We start from the raw sequence: 15,613 nt of genomic DNA on the forward strand, positions 1-15,613 counted from the left end.
ACTGAATATTAACTTTAGCCATTATGCTGCTTAATTTTGATTAGTTACTTATTATGAAATTATTTATTTTCATTGTTTTCAAAAATGTTTTTTGGCAATATATGAATAAGGAAACGCTGATTCTCTCTTTCGTCATTTGTTTCTCGCATAGAATGAGTATCAAGTTTGCCATCTCCACTGCCAGATATTAGAATTTCGCAATTACTCCCAAATGTAATACGTGAATCTTCAATCCAAAAACGCATAAGTGCTAATGCCCGTTGGTAACTTAATTCATAATTATAAAGGAAGTTGTCTTTTGACGCTTGCCCCTCTATTATAAGAATATATTGATTCTCACTATGGTTTTTTAAGAAATCTCGTATTTCGCGTCCTGCCGCAGCCAATTGACGTAATTGGGCTTCTTTATCCGTAGATACAATATCATTCAAGTCAGACTTTCCGGCAGGATAGCGAACTTGAATTGTTAGAACATATTTTTTGTAATCTGAACGATATTGAAAATAATCTCGACTTAAATCTTTTGTTGATTGCTCAACCTTTTTAATCTCTTGTAACTGAGCTTCTGTTGCCTCCATACGCTTATGTAGAAGAACAATTACAAGAATGAATAATACTAACATGACAAAAAACAAACTTGTCATCAAGTCTGAGTAACTTGTCCAAAAAAACGATTCCTTTTTCTGAGCCATAATTACTTTTTATTATTATCTTTAATAGAATCTGTTGTATTTAAGACCGCATCAGTAGTATTTTCTGCTTGTTTATTAACTATTTGCATCGGCAACTCTGTTGGCTGAATATGGATTTGTTGTGGCTGGCTCTTATCCTTTTTAACGGGGAAAAACATAAACACGATATTTAAAATGCAGGTAATGGCAATGATTACTAATGCAGCCCATCCTGAGACTTTCATCCACGCTGGTATGGAATCGCCAACACGAACACTATCATTTGTATCAAGTATTTTATTTACCTTTGTGGTCATCAAGGTTTGTTTGATAGACTGGGATATGTCATTCGCTAAACGGATGTTTGACATTTCTATTTTTTCAATCAGCTTGTCAAGTCTGACAGGAATTGCTGAAATTTCTTCCAATTGTTCAGACAATTGTGGCATTTGTGTCATTTGGGCACTAAATTGAGCCTTTAAATCATTTGTAAATTGTTCAAATGACTCTCGTTCAGATTTAAGAATTTCTTTGAATGACTCACTTTGTTCAATAAACCTTTTGTGCAGTTCTTCGACATTTGATGATGTAGATTCCTTTATATTTTGGAGAGACTCTTGAAGTGTCCTGTCTGCATCAGCTGTTGTTTTAGCTATTTCTCCTTTATGACGTCCAAAGAAATCTCTTATTTCTTCAAGTATGTGGATTCGATTTGCTTGTTCATTATACAATGATTCAAATCTATGTATAGCTTCGGTGTATCCTTCAATATCATTGAGATATTGATTAAATACTTCCAATTTGTCTGTGCATTGTTGTAATTCTTCAAGAACACGCACATTAGCTTTTGCCATTTTCATAACATCCATGTCATGAACCGCTTTTATTATATCCGCTTGTATTGCATAGGACTGATTAACGGCATTTAGCGTATTCCCAAGATTTGATGTGTTTTGTGCGAATGTATTGTTGAATTTATTGAGATTTCTTACGAGATTGTTAAGTGCCTCGGATGTATCAGATGGTAATTCAGGAAGAAGTTCTGATTGCATCCAAGCAAAAAAAGAATTTTTCCCGTCTTCCTCATTAAGTTTGCATCTTTTGAAGAGAAGAGAATTGACTGTCGTAAGCAGAATACCACAAATAGAAGCCAGCATTGCCCATGCGACACCACTTAAAAGAGAATTAATTCCAGAAGCGGCACTCTGTGAAGCATTATCGATAACTCCGCCACCGCTGCTCATAAGAGTCATTATTGCATTAGACTGTAACAAATCCCACAATCCCATAATAACACCAGCCATTGTACCAGCCAATCCCCAATAAAGTGGAATAGGTGTCTGTGTAGCTATGTCATTTTCTACAGAATCACAGTGACGGTCAACCGCATCTTTCAGAAGACCAAAATCAATAACTGAACCGGAGTTATTTCCAAGATATTTATTGATGGATGTAATAATGCCGATAAATATTTTGTTACCATCCCCATATATGCCATCCACAAGAGAGGTTTCTGCATTACGTCTTATTCGCCATGAAGTTGTACCAGTAAAGATGTTACTGAATTGGCGCATACGCAAAAAGTTCTTCACAAAGAAAAACAATTGCATAAATATGATAATAATAATTATTATAGGTACTATTGAATGCATAATAGTTGATTATTTTTTTAAAGTTATAACTGCTTTTTTTACAATAATCCATTTATCTCCTATTTGTTGAGCCAGTCCTTTGTAATGAACGGACATATCAGTTGCCTCATTTTTAGATACCCCTTCAAATTCTACAGCCAAGTCCATATAGTCGCTGGATTTGATAGAGGAAAGAGATGCTATAGGCTCAAAATTAGCTGAACCATCAATAATTTGTGCTGAAAATCTTGCATCACTATCTTTTGATTCAAGTACTTTTTTAAAATACCCTGTGCCGTTTTCACCACTTATAGCTGTTCCAAAGTAACCTATTCTAGTTGGTTTTATCGGTGGGGTAATTGTAGATGGAGTCGGTGTTCCATGAACAAGAGTAGTCTTTTGTATTTTTGAAAGTTCATTCTCTAAATGTTGTATTTTTCGAGACAAATCAGAGATTTCATTATTGGGTATCGATGACGAGGCTGAATAATTTGTACGTTTAGTACCAGTAACATTTGGTTCAAATCGACGCTCATTTAATAGCTGTCTCAGTGATTCGATTTCTTCACGATGACGACTTAATCTATTATTACATTTCCCTGTTTTTCCAAATGCAAAAATTGATACTATCAAACCAAGCAATCCAATACCTCCACCAATAAGAATATACCATTTATTCGTTGCTTTTTCATCATTGATTTTCTTATTGTCCATTTTTACTTCGCTTAATTCCTGATAAACCTTTTCATATTTTTCGGTTAAATCCATTATTTTTTCTCGTAGATTGTTGATAGAATCAGTTATCGCTTTTTTATGCTTCTCATCAGATTGCGTTATGGAACTCTTTTTATGCTTCTCTTCCAGAGAAGTGTTGGCAGCCACATCATTGCCACAACTACACAAGCAGATGTCCGCCAAGGCTAATGTGAGTAATGAGATTATAATTTGTTTCATGTGCTCTTATGATTGTTGTAATTCGTTATATATTTCTGCTGAAATTGCATTTAACACCCCTTTTATGGGATAATAGAAGAATGTTTCCTCTATCATATCTTCCGCCTCAGTTTCTTCACAACGCTGACTTATTCCTTTTTCAAGGAACGTGAGAAGATCTTTCTTTGCCATTTCTTGTGCGATACGAATAGATGATGGTTTAACTCCGAAATTTTTATCAAAATTGAATGCAGAATTCATATCAACAAGTACGAACTTGAAGAAATCCTCAACTGCGGTAACTGTACGCCTCTTGTAATCATCTTTAATGTTGGCATAGGTATCTTTTGGTGTCACTAATCCTGTACAATCACTCTTGAAAACAATAGTCTTATCTCTGTTGTCTTCATCTTCCGTACCGATAATGCCACCCTTACAAGTTGATTCTTTAGGGTTAGAGTCTTTTTCAAGACCCAGCAAATCCAATTCCTTACCATACGGTTTTCCGAGCAGTTTTTCAAATACCATTTTGGTATATCGCGCGAGTAATTTGGAGTCGGTTGTAATAACACGTATTACCTTGCTGCCATTGCCACTAAAAGAGATATGACGAGGAACTTCAAGGTTAAGTGACTTAACAATTTGCGCTATGTGATATACTATTGCCGTATAGAAAATAATAAATACAATCTTAAAATCTTCATCTTCTTGGAGTATATAATTAAAATCAATAGCTTTGACATTAACTCCGGCTCTTTGGGGAATAGTGTTGTCTTTAAGACCGAATAGGAATGATGCCATATTAGCAGGTTTGGTGTTATTCGGGCTATTGAACACGCGAATAAGATCCATTAAATTCTTCTCTTCAAGAAGTTTCAGAATTTCATTCTTATGCCAGTCAACTATACCGTTATCTTCATCAAGTTCTGAAAATGAATTTTCAAACAGAGTATTTGATGCAAACCGAAATGATGTCACATGACTTATATTCTTATCTTTCGCAAACGCAATATCAGTAGTGCCTCCACCAATGTCAACATTGATTAAATCCGTAGCCGTTGAATATCTCTTGAAGAAATATTGAATTGGTGCGGAAGATTCCGTCATATATCCAGTAACACCATTTCCAAAATATTTTTGGTAAGCATCATCCCATATAGATTTCAATCTACGCAATCGCTTAGGTGCCATACTTATAGGATAAAACCATGTGATTTTAGTATGCTGCAAATCGCCATTATTAAGAAGGACCTTATTCCTAATGATAAGCATAAGGCATCTGACATACGACTCCATCACACAAAGATCATCACCATTACCCCATTTGATGTTACATCTGAAATTGTTGTAAGACAACTCACTGCGCTTATCATAAGTAAATGGAAGATTCACAAGCGTAAATGGTTCGACTACATTTGTCCAATCTATTGTCTTTGCGCAGGAAAGCACAGTCCGAGTTGGAAAATGAAAATCGGACAAGCCGATTTCTGAAGGAATAAAATCTTTCTCTATAAGTTCGGTTTCTTCAATCAAATCTTCAATTGAACCATATTCATTCTTTATAGGGATGAACATCTCACATAACTGTCTATCCTTAGCCGTGAAAGTAAAAACCTCTGGTTTTTCATTTCCTTTGCGGAGCTCTATGTGGGTATTAGATGTACCTAAATCTATAGCGAACTCAAACCGTTCAACATTCCTTTGCTGTTTGAAAATCGGCAGCAAAATACCACAATATCCATGTGTGTTACGAACTTGAACGAAATCAAAATTCCTTTTTTCCAACAAATAATTATCAGCCTTAACCATAATCTGTTGGTCTTCATTACGACAAGTGCAGCTTTTTGGTAGGATTTTTTCACCATCACTAAAAAAACGGAATTCGTTTCTTCCTGTTGCAGACTGAACACATGATACAGTATAAATAGCGTCCTGTTCATTGTTGAATCTAACTTGCGGCATAATGAATCCTGTGAACTTAAATTCAGTCATTCCACCCTCATTATTCTGTACATCTGCACATCTATTATTATAGTAAAGCCGTATGTATTCAACGTATCTGATATTTCCAGCTCCTTTAATGGGTACACGGAGTGTAACCTTTACACCTGAATTACCTGCAAGTGTTTGCATCTCAAACATTGGTTTTCCATCCATCATATTTCCTCTTATCTCTTCCGGGGTGAAATATTCAAACAACAGAGGTTTTAAAGGAAGCAGATATGACAATTCTTTTTCTTCTAGTTTCAAATTTCCATCAAAATAATTTTCAACATTCAGACTATGAGGAACTCGAATAATTGTATCTTCCAATAAGTCACTAATTGTCAGATATGGATTAAGAGAACCATCAAACGGAAGTGTTCTTTTCATTAAATCCAATTCCGAATCAATATACGGAGCAACATTAGTCTTACCCCATTTGCTTGTGGTATACTGAAGGTCGCCATAGCGGTTTCCCGCCTCTATTGGGAGAACTAATGGAGAGAACTCACATTCTTTCGTGGTTTTTATGGTAAAATCACTAGTTGTCGTTACAGGGCGAGAAGTCTTTTTGTATAGTGGATAGCCCAAAACTTCTACAATGTCATTTTGTTGTACATCAACGACAGAGATTGAAGACAACTGATCAAGTACAGTTGATGTTATAGAAAGTAACTCGTTCTTCTTTCTTTGGTCTGTGATTGCTGAAAATGTTTTTGTGAGATAGGTGTCAAATTCAGGGAACAATCCTGCAAAATTGGGTATGTTCTTTCTTAACGCAAAGAAATATTTAACAAATTCAAAATCTCGTCTGTACAATGGTTGGTAGTTAGAATCAAATGGTTTATCCTCTCCAAAGAATATATCATTAACATATCCTAAATCATTGGCATTGCTAAAAAATAACGTAGCTGGTGATGTAGCACCGATAATATTTAATTCATCTGGCCCTTCTACATAATTTAATAAATATATGTTTCTCAGTGCTTCGAAGTTGTACGTTTTGGAGTCTGAGGACATATACTTACGGAGTGCATCTGCAAAATAACGATGACCAGAAATGCCAGATTGGTCAAGTTCAGTAAGCATAATTGACCAATCCCATTTAATGATTTCTACTTTACCATTGAATTTATCGATATTGAAAAATATTTCCGCAACATCAAGAGTATCAGAAACCATCTTATGAAAAATGGTATTGCCATCAAGATTGGACAAATTATTTTTCCCTGATTTACAAACTTCCTTAAAGGCGGCTTTTATCAAATCAATCCGAGCGAATGGAGATGGTATTGAAGTTATTTCATGGCAGGCTGATGCTCCATCAGGATCCTCAATGGTATCACGACTTGCTGAATTATATGGGAACGCAGGACTATTGTTCCAGTCTTCATAAGTTGTTGTTCCCTCTTTATATAATCTGAATACTTTTGACATAGTGAAATTAGTTACTTAATTTTTCTGATACAAGTTTTTCCGTTCCGAGAAAGAACATTTCAAGAAACTTATCTTCAACACCTTTACTCTTGCAATTTTTTACAGCACTATTTAAGCGGTCTGTCATCAAGTTGTAATCTGAAAATTTGCTAAAAATCCGCTTAGGTTTTACACCTGTTACTAAGTCAAAAGGCTTATTTCCACAAGCAAGATTGAACAAATCAAGAGAACGCTTATTATCTTTCATCTCCCTTAACCATTCCTGATACTTTTTCAAAAATGTCGCTAAGTCACTGAAAAAAACTCCAGAATAAAAGTTCTCAAAATTACCCTTATTTGCGTTAAAACCACTAGAACGATAAACATCAAGTTTCTGAGTCAACGCATTAGCTGTCATCGTAAATTGAACCAACGGGTAGTAAAGCATTTCATACATCTTACGATAGAATGAATCAAATGATACAGCTCCAGATGTCTCTTTTATCCCAAGTTCCATATTTGCCGGGGTATCAAACTTTGATTTAGAGAAATCAACGATAGCCGTAGCTCCCAAAAATTCGATTAAGTGAGCTGCGTTTTGTTGGGCTGAACCTCCTTCGTGATTATCGTATGTATTTACCACATCGTCAGCAAGATAATATAAAGCATCAATACTTCCATTTTTACTTATGTTATTCTCGTAATACGCTAATGCTGACTTTGTTTTAGAAATAAAGGTTGACGAATCTATTTCACTTTCATCATTCGGCTTTAGCTTAAAATATGGAAGTATAGTTACAGCACCTATTGTGGCTTTGTTGATGAGGTCATAATTGGGAAAATGTTTCCCCTCACGTAGTGTTTTTAAAAGTAATGGAAATCCGCTCGCACCAGTTCCTCCAAAGATAGAACTTATGATGAATATCCTATCTCCGTCGCTAAAAGAATTAGCGAAATCATTAAAATCTGCTGAATGGGCTATTTGATTTAACACCACACTCCCAATATTAGGATTACCTTTGAATCCCACTTCCATTGATGATTCAAGATTTTTGTCTGAAAACAGCATCTTGGTCATTGCTTTATTAGGCTTTGACATTGAGGCGTATTCGATAAACTGTTGAAACGACTTATCATCGGTGTCGTTAATACGGAGAGTGTAATTAGGTAAAATTCTTTCTATTTCAGTATGAAAGAACCTACTTCTATTGTCGTTACTAAATTGCAATTTTTCTCTGATTGCAGTATAATTATTTAATAATGATACAGTTCTAGTAAGGTCTGCGTTTGCAACATCTGGGTCAATTATTATGGGTACAATTTCATTGGCTCCGAACTTTACTCCAGAGGCTAACATCATGGCAAGAGAGCGAAGGATTCTTGAACCCGTCCCCCCTATTCCGAAAACAAATATTTTAGACATAACTTCTACGATTAGAATGGTGCACCAGAGCAGTTGGGACTCCACCATTTGAATATAAATGTGAAAACTATAAAAGCTAAGACAGAGAGAAACATATTGGAAACTCCAAAACAAATTATCTCTGCTCCACCAATATTGAGAGGAATTTGTAAATCTGTTGCTGGATCAATTGTTACCATCTTTCCTCCATAATAGTCTTTAAGCACCAATTGCCAGCCCACAATAAAGTTTATTAGAGCATTTACCATAAGGAAAATCCCCCATCCCCACCAATGGTTCAAGCGAGGGTGATTGATTGCATAATAAAATATTAAAACTATTGCCAAGCTTATGCCAAGCATTGTCCAACCAATTCCTATATAAGAGTTAGTCTGAGATAATGGAGAGGACTGTCCCCAAAGATAGTTCGCTAGTTCTATTCCAAAGAATTCTTCAAACCAGCAATAAATACTTCCAAATAATTCGCCCATAATTTATTTTCGTTTAACAGTGAATTTAAGCGTAGTTAATACATTATCTTTTTTATAAGCATCAGAGACTCCTCCGATTAAATATTTTATACCTGTCGTTTTATCGAGATTACCCTTTACATTTTCCCCAGATTCATCGTTCGATTCAAGAACCCAACTTGGCATATTCGGAGCCTTCAGTATCAAGTAATCTTCTGCAATATTTACTCCTTTGGGTATTGTAATATTAATAAAATGAGAATATTCTCTCTCAGTCGCTATTATCGGTTTAATATTTTCTATTATGAGGTTCTGATTATTAAAAGAATAATTATCAAGATTCAGCAGAACATCTTCTGATTGTAATGTTGTACAAAAGTCGGCACGAATAGTTGCATTATAATCACCTTTGATGGGATTAATTGTCTTGCTTATTAAAGCTCTGTTTGTTATATCATATGGTATAGAGGTTTTTGGGCAATATGAGATAATATTATCATATCCATATTTTTCCAATCCCTTGAAAAGTACTTCCGTATTTAATTTAGCCAGTACGTTGCTATTACCAAAAATCCAAATATAATATGGTCTTTTTACGTTGGTCAGAACTTCACTTCCTCCATTCTGATAAAAATACTTACCATTAAAATCAGATTTCATCTTCAATATTTCAACGCCAAGAAGAGGAATATTTTTTCTGCCTTTATTTATAGTATTCTTAATTGATATTTGACAAGTACTTAGAAATCTCTGTGCATCAGAGACAGGAAGATCTAAGATGCAATCCGACACAAATATACTCACTGTAGAATCAGTCATCGCGTCCAATACTGTACTTAACATTTTACTTAAATCCGAATTGGATCGGTTGCCACCAGCCTTTTGGAATGTTATTGGATTCATTGTCTTAATATATTGCTCCAAATCAGCATGATATGGTATAACACGATTGTTTATATAATATAATTGAGTCGTATCTACACAAGTGCTCAAATCACTTACATAATCAAAAATGGCATCTTTCAATTGAGACCCATCGCACATATAACCATCCATACTTCCAGAGTTTTCAATATAAACCTTGAGTATAGGTTTTATATCACTAATTTGATTTGGATTATTATCCGAATTGACTATAATTTCATCTCCACTACAACTAAGCAGTAGTATAAGAGTACTTATAGCAGTGATTGCAAATATTTTGTTGTTCATTTAATGTAATTATATAAAGTTTATATATAGTCTCTTGCCAAGAGACGGATAAGCATCTTTATCTCGTTGATAATGAGTAATATTTTACTTTTGCAAAGATAACTTCGCAAAACATCTGATATTTTTCGCAAAACAAAAAGAACATAATAGATAAGATTTTCAGCGTTTTATAACTTAAAAATCATTATTTTGCGTAACTTTGCATTGTAATATCCGTCTCTTGGCAAGCGTTGGACAGATTCGCTAAACATCCACTGCCTCACAGCAGATCCAGTATTTTCTTATTGGCTTTATCTACCACGGTGGTATCCAACGATGCAAGATAAATCTGCGTAGTGTTCTCAGAATCATGCCCCATACCTTCGCTGATGACAGAGACAGGCACATTACGGCTCTTGGCAATACTTGCCCATGAATGCCGACCGACATACATCGTCAAGGGTATTGGCAAATCCAGCAGTTTCCCGATTTTCTTCAACAGATGGTTTACCCGATGAAGTTCGTTGGTGTATTGTTTCCGATAATCTTCATCATGTTTTGTAATGATAGGCAAGAGGTATTCCGTTTCGTTTATTGGATATTTATCAACAATCTCCTGCATACATTTTTCCCATTTGATGAACAGTTGTTGTCCTGTCTTGCGTCTACGATAGGAAAGAGTGCCATTCAGCAAGTCTTTCTTTCTCAGATAAGCCATGTCAATGAACGACATTCCCCTTGTATAGAAACAGAACAGGAACATATCGCAGGCATAGTCAAGATTGGGCTTCAATGACAAGTCCAGTCCTTTGATACGTCTGATGTCATTGAGTGATAAGGCTCGCTTCATGGTTTTCTCCACTCCCGTGTAGACAGACTTGAACGGATGCCGTTGCTCCGTCAGTCCATTTTCCACCGCACGGTTATAGACGGCTTTCAGAATTCGCATATAGAATGATATGGTGTTGGGCGTATTTCCCCTGCCTTTCAAATAAGCCTCGTACTCCGCAAACAAATCCGCATTAAGTTGGTCAAATAAAACCTCTGTGTCATTCATAAAACTGCTGAAACTTCTGAGTGCGGCTGTATAAGTCTCCGAGGTGCGTATCTTCCCTAAACGTTTCAGTCTCGCTACCTGCTGGCTGATGTAAGCATTGAATGACAGTTCTTGCCTGTTTTCATGAAAGCGCATGACTACATCATCCGTTACGAATGTGCCGGATTGAGATAACGTGTGTATAATCTTATTCAACCTCTCCTTGTCCCATCTGATACGGGAACCTATCGAAAGCAGATAGTTGTTTCGCTCTTGTTCGTTCGGAGTACAATGCATGATGGCAACCGCTTCGGAATGTATATCCCATTCCGAAGCGAAAAGCTTATAGTCGGTATATATCTGTCTGACCACGCGGTTGTGAATCACCTGATAGTAAAGTGTACCCTCCTTGCCGACTATGGTAGAAGGGCGAAACTTGACTTTTACCGATGCCATATCAGTCGGATTTTGATTGGTAACACTTCTCCATATTCCTTGAAAGTTCTATAATCTTCCGACTTAACTTCACAAGTTCAATGGTACATCTTTCCAACTTATAAAGCAAAGCCATCGCTTTCTTCTCAGAAAAATGACAATGCAGCTCTTTTACGGCTTGATTATAATTCGTGCCGATGGCACGGAACTGGGCGTGGAAATCGGACAGCTTGGTTGTGTAGTCCACCATTGCCTTGTCTACCTTCAACACCTTGAACTTCTGCCCGAAGAAGTGCGCCTTCAGAAAGACAGCTTTTGCGTACACCTCTGATTCCTCGTACATCGTGAGGAACTTGTTCCATTCCTCATCATCGAAGCGCACCATCACGCAGTGCGTCTTCGGATTTAATTTGGGATTTCTCCCGTACTTGCTCTTCTTTTTCATTCTGCTTATTCTTTCAATTTTATGGCTTGTCCATTGTTTAATCTTTGATTAAGGAACCCCGAAATTATCCGACTGCGGAGGATAATTCTGCCCACGGCGGTGCTGGGATTTTCAGTTACTCGGAAGCATTCGGGTAACTGAAAATATACCTTGCTGTGTCTTTGAGGACACAAAAATCCTCCGCCTGTCGGATTGATTTCCGAGTGTAATAACTCACTTTGTGTATCGGTCGAACCGATGGAGTACATCCAACGGCTCAACCTGTTCCACCGTAATCCCGTCAGAGTTTGCGCCATTGCTCGATGTCATTCCGGTAGGCATCGAGGTGCAGGCGGACAAGGTTCTCGATAAGTCCGGATGCGCTCATGCCCTTCCCTCCGAGGTAGCGGACAACCCTGTCCAACTCGTCACGCACCGTCTCACTGACGAACACGGGCTTGCGGTTGATAATTTTGGGAACTTTGAGATAGGTGGTGCGGTACTCATCCAAAGACAGCCTGCGCTGTTTGCCACTGATACGCTTCTGCGGCATTGCCGCTTCTCCGCTCGCCACTCCTGACGGTTCTTCTGCCATATGAATTTCTGCTTCTTCCGTGACGGTCTTGCCGGGCTGTTCCGGCTCCTCCGGTTCCAGACCGATACTCCTGTAGAAGTCGTCTATCGACTTGGAGGTGTAGGGTTCCCTGCGCCCCATTTTTTCCACGATTTCACGAGCTTGACGCTCTGTAATGTTTGGTTCTTTTTTCATTGTAAAAACAAATTAATTAAGTTATTGAATGTGGTCTTGGTCTATACCTCGACCGATTATCGGGAGCGAAGTAAGGTGCTTTAATACAGTCAGTCAAGCACTTGGATTTTCTTAGTCATTTTTGTACGGTTTTGCTTTATGGGGACTGACAAATCGGTGCGGACTTCACCGATTTGCCAGATATGAATAGCTGAAAGTACAAAGGTACGATTGGGGACAATTTTAAATTAAGCCCTTATTTTGGCTGTGGCTTCTTTATAAAAAAAGGGAATTAAAGGCTGAACGGAAATCGTATTCCACCGGCTTGCTCACAGATAACCGGCAAGCAGTACCCCGGACAATGACTACCGTATCGGCGCAACACGCTGCCACTTTTTGAAAATCCATTGCATGACAGCGGATAATGTATTTCTTTGTGGCAAAAGAAACAGTAACAATTAAAAGAAAGGCAATATGGAAATTGTATCAATCGAAAGAAAGACCTTTGAGGCAATGGTCGCCAAGTTCGACCGTTTCGTCAGCCGTATGGATGCCATCTGCCATCGGCACGGGGAAAAGAAAATGAGCGAATGGATGGATAATCAGGACGTGTGCCGTATGCTCAACATCAGCCCTCGCACGTTACAGACGCTTCGGGATAACGGCACGCTGGCTTATTCACAGATAAACCACAAGACGTATTACCGTCCCGAAGACGTGGAGCTCATTGTCTCCGTTGTGGAGGATAGAAGAAAGGAAGCGAAGTTCAAAGGAAAGACTATATGAATTAAATATAATGACAACACCCACTAAATCCAGAGTAATATGAATGAGTTGATTAACAAGGACAACAAGTGGATAATCCACTTTATGGGCAGTCTTGACCGACTGCTTGATAATGTAGAGCACCTGACCGCCAATTACCGCCCGACATTGGGCGGTGAGCGTTTCTTCACTGACAAGGAGGTGTCGGCACGGCTGAAGGTGAGCCGCTGGACACTTCAGGACTACCGCAATGAAGGGCGTATCGCCTATATCCAGTTGGGCGGTAAAATCCTCTACCGTGAATCCGACATCGAACGGATGCTGAATGACGGCTACCGCTCCGCCTACCGACAAAGGATAACTTGATTTTTCTTAAAGGAGTGCAGTTTGCCGTATGCCCTGTATTGCGGCAGCAATAGACTTTCGACAAAAAGAAAAAAGGAACGGCTTACAGACGAAGCGCAGTATTGACACTTCATCCGTAAGCCGTTCCTTTTCTGCTCTTATAATTACCCATCAGTTGCTTGTTTTTCGTTGTCGGATGCCTTTCAAACGTGTGGCAACGGAAACAAGTTACTGACGGGATGAACCTCAACTATACCATCGGTTATTACTCCTGCCACAGGAAACAAACAACGTAACAGGTGTTTCTCTTTTGGTAGTGCTGATTTCATTTATTATAAACCGTCTGAACAAAGCACTTTCTTTACTGCATATCCTGAATGCAATGGCTATAACCAGTTCAAGGTTGTAAACGTCATAACTGATACCATCCGGTTGCCTGATATATCGCATCGTATCGGCTTCATTCAGTTCATTGTTCTTATAGATTGCCCGTATTGCCTTGCGGACATTGCATGAGAACACCCCGAACAGGTCGGCAATCTCAAATTGCATCATCCATACGGGTGCGGTCGGCATAGTGACTGCACCCATTTCACTGATTGTTATTATGCCTCTGCTCATAATCCCTTTATTTTATGATGATTATTTGCTATTTCTTCTTTTCGCCAGACGATATTTCCTTTCTTCGCTCCATCAGTTTGTCCATATCTTTGGAAATTTTATCATCGGTTATCCGTGCATATCCCTGTGTCGTCCTGATATTGGAGTGTCCCATCATCTTGGCGATACTCTCAATGGGTATATCTGCCGAAATCAAAAATGTTCCGAAACTGTGCCGACTTTGGTGATAGGTCAAGTTTTCCTCTTTCCCTATGGTTATTCCCAACTCGTGAACCTCAAACCATAGGGCATCACGGTTGGGAAGAGGAAACACGGGCTTCTCGTCATCGGTCGTGTTATACAGCGACAATATCCGCTCCGCTATGGGATGTAAGGGTATGAATGCCTCCACCTTTGTCTTTTTTCGGTTGATGCGGATGTACCGTCTGCCATCAGCGTTTGTTCCGATATGGTGGGGATGAAGAAGTTTGATGTCCACATACGCCAGTCCCGTCAGGGTGGAAAATATGAAAGCCCGTCTTGCCAGTTCCATACGCTTGTCATACATCGGTGTGGAAAGTATCTTCTTGAACTCCTCACGGCTGATGTACCTGTGCCTTGCTTCCGGCTTTGTCTCATATTCCAAGTCCTCACAGGGATTTACACGGAGAATCTCCTTGTCTACTGCAAGGTACAACAGTCGGTTCAGCCAACGCAGGCAATGGTTGGTCTGGGAAGCCCCGAAGTTCTTGCATTTCTTCAAGTGGGCTTTGTAGGACTTGCCGAAATCCTCCGTCACTTCTTCAAGGGGAATGTCCTTTTTACCGATGGACGTAAGAAAATCCGTCAGGTACTTCTGATAATACATTGAACTTCGATAGGAAGAAGTCGAGTCTATTTCTTCGGAATGCTTCTTCAACCGCTCACGTTCCCATTCTCCCATCTGTAGAAGAGTGGTCGGATGGATGTTGTTCAAGGATATGTGGTTCTTCAAAATCTCGGCACTGACCACACCTTGCGATTTCAGTATCTCATTGTAGGCTTCCTCTGTCAGTCGTAAATATTCTCGTAAGCGGTTATTTTCCCTTACGGATTTAATCTCGTTTTTCTTGCTGTTCCATTCTTCCGGTCGGCAATAAATCCCTGTACTGATGGCAGTCTGTTTGCCGTCAATGGTTATGCGGCAGAGTATGGCGGTCGTACCGTCAGCCTTTACTTTGCTGCGGTTAATGTAGGGTAAAAGTGAAAATGTGCTTCGCATATAGTTTTCTGTATTAAAGGATTAAAGAACTAATTGAAAATCTTTGGTGGCTTCTATGAACTTGTCCATGTCCTCGAAAAGTTTCTTCGGGCTGACACGGGCATAGACCTGTGTTGTAGAAATGTCGGAATGTCCCAGCATCCTACTGATGGTTTCTATCGGCACACCTGCTTCAAGCGTAATCAGCGAGGCGAAGCTGTGCCTCGCCTGATGATAGCACAAATCATCCTTGATGCCTGCCAGTGCCGCCAACGCTTTCATGTGCCGTTTCATGTTCGGGTGGTGGATTACCGGGAAGAGCG

The 15,613-nt window shown here is 38.7% G+C and carries 15 protein-coding genes; 2 read left to right on the plus strand and 13 right to left on the minus strand.

The window, feature by feature from the left end; translation table 11 throughout:
* Positions 1-59 precede the first annotated feature (59 nt).
* The 10 genes from E5355_RS17915 to E5355_RS17965 form a co-directional block, all read right to left on the minus strand.
* Positions 60-692 carry a membrane protein gene (locus E5355_RS17915; protein WP_011966156.1) on the minus strand — a complete coding sequence of 211 codons (633 nt, stop codon included), beginning with the start codon at positions 690-692 and terminating at the stop codon, positions 60-62.
* A gap of 2 nt (positions 693-694) precedes the next feature.
* Positions 695-2,323 carry a hypothetical protein gene (locus E5355_RS17920; RefSeq protein ID WP_011966155.1) on the minus strand — a complete coding sequence of 543 codons (1,629 nt, stop codon included), beginning with the start codon at positions 2,321-2,323 and terminating at the stop codon, positions 695-697.
* A 9-nt stretch (positions 2,324-2,332) separates the two neighbouring features.
* Positions 2,333-3,256 (minus strand): hypothetical protein, encoded by a 924-nt coding sequence (locus tag E5355_RS17925; protein WP_136011411.1) that lies wholly within the window; start codon positions 3,254-3,256, stop codon positions 2,333-2,335.
* Between the two features lie 6 nt (positions 3,257-3,262).
* Positions 3,263-6,655 (minus strand): cell division protein FtsA, encoded by a 3,393-nt coding sequence (locus E5355_RS17930; protein ID WP_136011412.1) that lies wholly within the window; start codon positions 6,653-6,655, stop codon positions 3,263-3,265.
* Between the two features lie 7 nt (positions 6,656-6,662).
* Positions 6,663-8,057 carry a hypothetical protein gene (locus E5355_RS17935; RefSeq protein ID WP_136011413.1) on the minus strand — a complete coding sequence of 465 codons (1,395 nt, stop codon included), beginning with the start codon at positions 8,055-8,057 and terminating at the stop codon, positions 6,663-6,665.
* Positions 8,058-8,068: 11 nt separating this feature from the next.
* On the minus strand, positions 8,069-8,527 hold the full coding sequence (locus E5355_RS17940; RefSeq protein ID WP_011966151.1) for a hypothetical protein: 459 nt from the start codon (positions 8,525-8,527) through the stop codon (positions 8,069-8,071).
* Between the two features lie 3 nt (positions 8,528-8,530).
* Positions 8,531-9,718 carry a hypothetical protein gene (locus E5355_RS17945; protein ID WP_011966150.1) on the minus strand — a complete coding sequence of 396 codons (1,188 nt, stop codon included), beginning with the start codon at positions 9,716-9,718 and terminating at the stop codon, positions 8,531-8,533.
* Between the two features lie 259 nt (positions 9,719-9,977).
* The gene (locus tag E5355_RS17950) at positions 9,978-11,189 is read right to left on the minus strand and encodes a tyrosine-type recombinase/integrase (protein ID WP_136011414.1); all 1,212 of its coding nucleotides are present in this window, start codon (positions 11,187-11,189) and stop codon (positions 9,978-9,980) included.
* Position 11,190: 1 nt separating this feature from the next.
* The gene (gene mobA, locus E5355_RS17955; protein WP_136011415.1) at positions 11,191-11,613 is read right to left on the minus strand and encodes a conjugal transfer protein MobA; all 423 of its coding nucleotides are present in this window, start codon (positions 11,611-11,613) and stop codon (positions 11,191-11,193) included.
* 280 nt (positions 11,614-11,893) lie between these two features.
* The gene (locus E5355_RS17965) at positions 11,894-12,361 is read right to left on the minus strand and encodes a DUF3408 domain-containing protein (protein ID WP_135959886.1); all 468 of its coding nucleotides are present in this window, start codon (positions 12,359-12,361) and stop codon (positions 11,894-11,896) included.
* A gap of 453 nt (positions 12,362-12,814) precedes the next feature.
* On the opposite strand from E5355_RS17965, the gene E5355_RS17970 reads away from it, so the two are divergent.
* Both E5355_RS17970 and E5355_RS17975 read left to right on the plus strand, forming a co-directional pair.
* A complete protein-coding gene (locus E5355_RS17970; protein WP_074559344.1) occupies positions 12,815-13,126 on the plus strand; it encodes a helix-turn-helix domain-containing protein in 312 nt (103 codons plus the stop codon).
* A gap of 39 nt (positions 13,127-13,165) precedes the next feature.
* Positions 13,166-13,471 (plus strand): helix-turn-helix domain-containing protein, encoded by a 306-nt coding sequence (locus tag E5355_RS17975; protein WP_136011417.1) that lies wholly within the window; start codon positions 13,166-13,168, stop codon positions 13,469-13,471.
* Positions 13,472-13,696: 225 nt separating this feature from the next.
* Here the strand turns inward: E5355_RS17975 and E5355_RS17980 are convergent, their stop codons facing one another.
* The 3 genes from E5355_RS17980 to E5355_RS17990 all read right to left on the minus strand — a co-directional run.
* The gene (locus E5355_RS17980; protein WP_135959888.1) at positions 13,697-14,071 is read right to left on the minus strand and encodes a hypothetical protein; all 375 of its coding nucleotides are present in this window, start codon (positions 14,069-14,071) and stop codon (positions 13,697-13,699) included.
* Between the two features lie 28 nt (positions 14,072-14,099).
* Entirely contained in the window at positions 14,100-15,311 is a 1,212-nt protein-coding gene (locus tag E5355_RS17985; protein WP_135959889.1) for a site-specific integrase, read from the minus strand.
* A gap of 21 nt (positions 15,312-15,332) precedes the next feature.
* Positions 15,333-15,613 (minus strand): tyrosine-type recombinase/integrase (locus E5355_RS17990; protein WP_168354383.1); only part of this gene is annotated, 281 nt, incomplete at its 5' end.

Origin of the sequence: Bacteroides muris (ex Afrizal et al. 2022) (assembly GCF_004793475.1) — a bacterium.
In the GTDB taxonomy this organism is placed as follows: domain Bacteria; phylum Bacteroidota; class Bacteroidia; order Bacteroidales; family Bacteroidaceae; genus Bacteroides; species Bacteroides muris.

What these genes read in the sequence shown, in the direction of transcription:
- E5355_RS17970 (WP_074559344.1), top strand. Translation starts at nt 12,815, where the DNA reads ATGGAAATTGTATCAATCGAAAGAAAGACCTTTGAGGCAATGGTCGCC.
- E5355_RS17920 (WP_011966155.1), bottom strand. Translation starts at nt 2,323, where the DNA reads ATGCATTCAATAGTACCTATAATAATTATTATTATCATATTTATGCAA.
- E5355_RS17925 (WP_136011411.1), bottom strand. Translation starts at nt 3,256, where the DNA reads ATGAAACAAATTATAATCTCATTACTCACATTAGCCTTGGCGGACATC.
- E5355_RS17915 (WP_011966156.1), bottom strand. Translation starts at nt 692, where the DNA reads ATGGCTCAGAAAAAGGAATCGTTTTTTTGGACAAGTTACTCAGACTTG.
- mobA (WP_136011415.1), bottom strand. Translation starts at nt 11,613, where the DNA reads ATGAAAAAGAAGAGCAAGTACGGGAGAAATCCCAAATTAAATCCGAAG.
- E5355_RS17985 (WP_135959889.1), bottom strand. Translation starts at nt 15,311, where the DNA reads ATGCGAAGCACATTTTCACTTTTACCCTACATTAACCGCAGCAAAGTA.
- E5355_RS17975 (WP_136011417.1), top strand. Translation starts at nt 13,166, where the DNA reads ATGAATGAGTTGATTAACAAGGACAACAAGTGGATAATCCACTTTATG.
- E5355_RS17935 (WP_136011413.1), bottom strand. Translation starts at nt 8,057, where the DNA reads ATGTCTAAAATATTTGTTTTCGGAATAGGGGGGACGGGTTCAAGAATC.
- E5355_RS17930 (WP_136011412.1), bottom strand. Translation starts at nt 6,655, where the DNA reads ATGTCAAAAGTATTCAGATTATATAAAGAGGGAACAACAACTTATGAA.
- E5355_RS17940 (WP_011966151.1), bottom strand. Translation starts at nt 8,527, where the DNA reads ATGGGCGAATTATTTGGAAGTATTTATTGCTGGTTTGAAGAATTCTTT.
- E5355_RS17945 (WP_011966150.1), bottom strand. Translation starts at nt 9,718, where the DNA reads ATGAACAACAAAATATTTGCAATCACTGCTATAAGTACTCTTATACTA.
- E5355_RS17965 (WP_135959886.1), bottom strand. Translation starts at nt 12,361, where the DNA reads ATGAAAAAAGAACCAAACATTACAGAGCGTCAAGCTCGTGAAATCGTG.
- E5355_RS17950 (WP_136011414.1), bottom strand. Translation starts at nt 11,189, where the DNA reads ATGGCATCGGTAAAAGTCAAGTTTCGCCCTTCTACCATAGTCGGCAAG.
- E5355_RS17980 (WP_135959888.1), bottom strand. Translation starts at nt 14,071, where the DNA reads ATGAGCAGAGGCATAATAACAATCAGTGAAATGGGTGCAGTCACTATG.